Consider the following 5149-nt stretch of genomic DNA (forward strand, 5'->3'; position numbering starts at 1 on the left):
CGTCGGCTACGAAATGGCCCTGCTCGTCGACCGAGCCGGCGCCGTCCTCACCCCCGCACTTCGCGCGGAACTCCAGGGCAGTCTCCTGCACTGACCCGGCCCCGCGCGGATCCACCCACCGTTCCACTCTGCGCCGGGTCCGACCCGACCGGACCCGGCGCCTCACCCTCAGCTACCCTCAGGCAGCTGATCCCGCCTCAGCTGGCACCGCCCCAGCTGGAACCGGCTGCCCAAGGCTGCAGCACTAGGAGGACCCATGACCCCGCCCTCGACACCCGCTGGCCCGTACGGCAGCGGGTACGGCAGCGGCTACGGCGGGCAGCAGTCCGACGGCTACGAGCAGCAGCCGCTGGTACGCCCGTACGCGATGACCGGCGGCCGGACCCGCCCGCGGTACCAGCTCGCCATCGAGGCCCTGATCTCGACCACGGGCTCGGCCGAGCGGACCGGCGGGCTGCTGCCCGAGCACGCCCGGATCGTCAACCTCTGCCGTGAGGTCAAATCCGTCGCGGAGATCTCCGCGCTGGCCGGTGTGCCGCTCGGTGTGGCCCGCATCCTCGTGGCCGACCTGGCCGAGGCCGGTCTCGTCGCCATCCACCAGCCCGCCGCCGCGGGCGAGTCGGGCGGAACGCCCGATGTCACGCTGCTCGAAAGGGTCCTCAGTGGACTTCGCAAGCTCTAACGGACCTGCCCGCGCCACGACCTCCGCGAAGATAGTCGTCGCGGGCGGCTTCGGTGTCGGCAAGACCACGCTCGTCGGCGCCGTCTCCGAGATCAACCCCCTGCGCACCGAAGCCGTCATGACCTCGGCCTCCGCCGGCATCGACGACATCAGCCACGTCTCCGGCAAGACGACCACCACCGTCGCCATGGACTTCGGCCGCATCACCCTCGACGAGGACCTCATCCTCTACCTGTTCGGCACCCCCGGACAGGACCGCTTCTGGTTCATGTGGGACGACCTCGTCCGCGGCGCCATCGGCGCCATCGTCCTCGTCGACACCCGCCGCCTCGCCGACTGCTTCCCCGCCCTCGACTACTTCGAGAACAGCGGACTGCCCTTCGTCGTCGCCCTCAACGGCTTCGACGGACACCAGCCCCACACCGCCGACGAAGTCCGCGAAGCACTGCAGCTCGGCGAGAACACCCCGGTCATCACCCTGGACGCCCGCCGCCGCGACAGCGCCAAGAGCGCCCTCATCACCCTCGTCGAACACGCCCTGCTCGCCCGGCTCCGCTGACGCGGGACCGGCCCGGGAGGAACCGCGCCGAGCCGACGGGCGCCCGGAGGCGCGCGAGTCGCAGTCAACCGGCCCCGGCGGCTCGTCCCACTGACGGGCCGCCGGGGCGGTGACGCTTACCGGCCGATGTCCTCCCGGGGCCCCGCGCAAGACCCGTGTATAAGCAGCGGATAACGGTTCGGTAGGCATTTTGTGATCAACAATGACGCAGCGTGGCGAAACAGCGTCACTCAGCGCCAGATGACCACGGTTTTGCTCCGTCATGTCGCCGATTGTCCGGATTGTGCCGACGCGGGTGCCATGCCGGGTCTGTTTGTCCCCCATCCCTGCACGTGCTGAAATTCCAGCTACCCCTGAACATCCCGCACCGGCTGTCCGGCGACGGGACAGGGCCCCGGGGGTAGCGCTGGATTGATCCATGGCCGGCAAGTCGGCCGAGAGGTAGTTGTCGAGTGAGGCGTAAGCAGCAACCCGCCCCGCAGCGGCGCTCCGAGCCCCGCCAGAGCGAGCCGAACGGTACCGCCGCGGACCAGGCCGGATTCTCCGCGTTCACTCCCACCGAGGAGCGCGCCCCGGCCACTCCGGCCCTCAAGCCCCCGACATCGGCCAAGGAGCCGCGCGACAGCGCCGGCGCACCCGGCGACGGCGGCTCCAGCCGGTACGACTTCCTGCGCCCGCGCAACTGGCGCGTGCCGACCCGCCTGATCGCGATTCTGCTGATCCCCGTGATCATCAGTCTCGTCTTCGGCGGTCTGCGCGTTAACACCTCGGTCGACGGCTACATCAAGGCGTCCCGCGCCGAGAAGACGGCCGAGCTGGCCAAGGCGGCGACCGAACTCGCCGAGGCGCTGGAGAACGAGCGCGACAAGACCCTGATACCCCTGATCACCGGGCAGGACCCGAACAACGAGGTCACCAAGCGCCGCGCCGACACCGACGCCGCGCTGAAGGCCTACAACGCCGCGTACGACGCCTCCGACAAGTCCGGCGAGCTTCCGCGCCGCCACGAGGCCTTCCAGACCCTCGTGGTCGACCTGCCGCACCTGCGGAGCGTCGCGTACGGCAAGGAGCTGTTCGCCAGCGCCACGGCGAACGCCTACTCGGCGATGTTCGCGCCGCTGCTGGCCTACGACAACTCGGTCGGCAACGGCTCCGCCAACGCCACCAGCAAGGGCCGCGCGATCTACGCGATGTCGCTGGCCAAGGCCTCCGCCTCGACCCAGCGCTCGCTGATGCTGAGCCTGCTGGTCGGCATCGGGCAGAACGCGACCACGCGCTACGAGAACCAGGACATGACCCAGCAGATCCTGGTCTCCGAGAAGCTGGAACAGGTCTCGCTCAACGAGTTCAACACCGGTAGCGCCCCCGAGGACGCCAAGAAGTACGCGGACGCGCAGGTCGCCATGGCCACCGCCCAGGGCAACTCGGCGTTGAAGATGCCCAACGGCACCCTGCCCACCATGCAGGGCCTGCTGGCGCTCGCCGGCAACTACGCCGAGGCCGCCGCCATCGGCCAGCAGCGGGGCAAGGCCGCCGCCGACGCCGCGTTCGCCGAGGCCAAGAACTCCGGTCTGACCGTGGAGAACTGGAACCAGGCCGCCGGCAACCACGTCCAGGCCCTGCGGAACACCGAAGTCACGCTGCTGGACGACGTCCTCACCGACTCCCGCAACCTCAAGGACAACGCGCTCTACGACGCCATCCTCAACACGGTCATCGTCGTCGCCGCACTGATCCTGGCCGGCCTGCTGACCGGTTACGTCGCCCGCTCGATGATCCTCGGCATGCGCACCCTGCGCAGCGCCGCCCTGGAGATCGCCGACCACCGCCTGCCGGACCTGGTCGAGAAGCTCTCCAAGACCGACCCCGACCGGGTCGACACCTCGGTGAGCGCGATCCCGCTGCACGGCAAGGACGAGATCGGCGAAGTCGCCCGGGCCTTCGACCAGGTCCACCAGCAGGCCGTGGCGCTCGCCGCCGAGCAGGCCCTGCTCCGAGGGAACGTCAACGCGATCTTCACCAACCTGTCGCGTCGCAGCCAGGGCCTGATCCAGCGCCAGCTGGCGCTGATCACCGACCTGGAGAACAACGAGGCCGACCCGGACCAGCTGGAGAACCTCTTCAAGCTGGACCACCTGGCCACCCGTATGCGCCGCAACGGTGAGAACCTGCTCGTCCTCGCGGGCGAGGAGGCCGGCCGCCGCTGGAACACCCCGGTCCCGCTGGTGGACGTGCTCCGTGCCGCCGCGTCCGAGGTGGAGCAGTACGAGCGCGTCGAGCTGTCCGGCATCCCGGAGGTCGAGGTCGTCGGCGCCGCCGTGACCGACCTCGTCCACCTGCTCGCCGAGCTGCTGGAGAACGCCACCTCGTTCTCCAGCCCGCAGACCCGGGTGCTGGTCAACGCGACCCGCCTGCCGGACGGCCGCGTCCTGGTCGAGATCCACGACAAGGGCATCGGCCTCACCGCCGACGACTTCGCCGAGATCAACGAGAAGCTGGCCGAGCCGCCCACGGTCGACGCCACCATCTCCCGCCGCATGGGCCTCTTCGTGGTCGGCCGGCTCTCCCAGCGGCACGACATCCGCGTCCAGCTCCGCCCGTCCGGCGAGTCGGCCGGCACCACCTCGCTGGTCATGCTCCCGCCGTTCGTCACCCAGGGCGGCCCCGCGCCGGAGCCGGAGGAGCAGTTCACCGTCTCCCGGATCTTCGCCGACCAGGAGCCGACCTCCGAGTGGGCCGCCGACGACCGCTCCCGCAGCGCCGCCGAGCTGGGCTTCGACGACCACCTCACCGGCATCGGCAACGCCGGCTCCTCCGGCTTCAGCCCGGCCCTGGAGTCCGTCCAGCGATCGCAGCGCCTCGACCAGGTGCGCCGCGCGGCCCTGGAGGGCGCCCCGCAGGGCCCGGTGGTGGACGCCGAGGTCGAGGAGGACTACCAGCAGGGCTACGACCAGTACGCCCCGCAGGGCTACGACCAGCCCGGTGCCTACGCCGACGACCGGTACGGCTACGACCAGGGCGGCTACCAGCAGGACGAGTACGCCCAGGACGAGTACGGCCAGTACCCGCAGCAGGGCTACGACCAGTCCGGTGCCTACGCCGACGACCAGTACGGCCAGTACGGCAACGACCAGCGCGGCTACCAGCAGGACGAGTACGCCCAGGACGGCTACGGCCGCCGGGCCGACGAGGCCCCGGTCGGCCACCCGTACGCCCCGGAGCCGCCCGCCCTGCCCGCCGCCCCCGCCACCCCCGCCACCACCCTGCCGTCCGGGCTGCCCCAGCGCCGCCCCGGCCAGCAGCTGGCGGGCGGCAGCCTGGGCAACGCCCCGGCCGGCGGCAGCCCGTCCGGCGAGAGCCCGAACTGGTTCGCCGGCGCCAGGGACACCTCCTCCGCCCAGGAATCGCGCGGCCACGACGTGTCCGCACTCGGCGGTTACGGCCCGACCGGCCCGACCGCCAGCTCCGCCTGGCAGTCGCCGAACGACGGCAACTGGCAGCGCGCCGAGCAGCTGCGCGAGCCCTCCTCCAGCGGCACCACCGGGGCCGGTCTGCCGCGGCGCGTGCCCAAGCAGAACCTGGTGCCCGGCAACGCCAAGCCCACCCCGCAGGAAGGGCCGCAGGTCTCCCGCAGCCCCGAGGAGGTCCGTGGCCGCCTCACCAACCTGCGTCGCGGTGTGGAGCAGGGCCGCAGCGCCGGCAACACCGGAAGCTTCCGGATCGACCCCGATCAGGTAGACCAGTCCGGCAACGGACAGAACCGGAGCACCGATCTCTTCGGCGGCTCGAACCACCAGGAGCGTTGAGTTGACTCAGATGAGCCAGGCCGCACAGAACCTGAACTGGCTGATCACCAATTTCGTGGACAACACCCCCGGGGTGTCCCACACCGTGGTGGTCTCCGCGGA

General features: G+C 70.8%; 3 protein-coding genes and 2 pseudogenes. All 5 read left to right on the top strand.

The annotated features are described in order from the left end of the window. Positions 1 to 94: pseudogene (locus ACWC9T_RS40635) on the top strand (roadblock/LC7 domain-containing protein); the annotation flags it as partial. Between the two features lie 162 nt (positions 95 to 256). Continuing rightward, positions 257 to 682: a DUF742 domain-containing protein gene (locus tag ACWC9T_RS40640; protein ID WP_449826058.1), complete on the top strand. Its 426-nt coding sequence runs from the start codon at positions 257 to 259 to the stop codon at positions 680 to 682. Continuing rightward, a complete protein-coding gene (locus ACWC9T_RS40645) occupies positions 663 to 1241 on the top strand; it encodes a GTP-binding protein (protein ID WP_449826059.1) in 579 nt (192 codons plus the stop codon). Before ACWC9T_RS40640 ends, ACWC9T_RS40645 begins: the two co-directional genes overlap by 20 nt. A gap of 452 nt (positions 1242 to 1693) precedes the next feature. After that, positions 1694 to 5047, top strand: coding sequence for a nitrate- and nitrite sensing domain-containing protein (locus tag ACWC9T_RS40650; protein ID WP_449826060.1), 3354 nt, complete (start codon positions 1694 to 1696; stop codon positions 5045 to 5047). A 10-nt stretch (positions 5048 to 5057) separates the two neighbouring features. After that, a pseudogene (locus ACWC9T_RS40655) lies at positions 5058 to 5149 on the top strand (roadblock/LC7 domain-containing protein); the annotation flags it as partial.

Source organism: Kitasatospora sp. NPDC001159 (assembly GCF_053598235.1).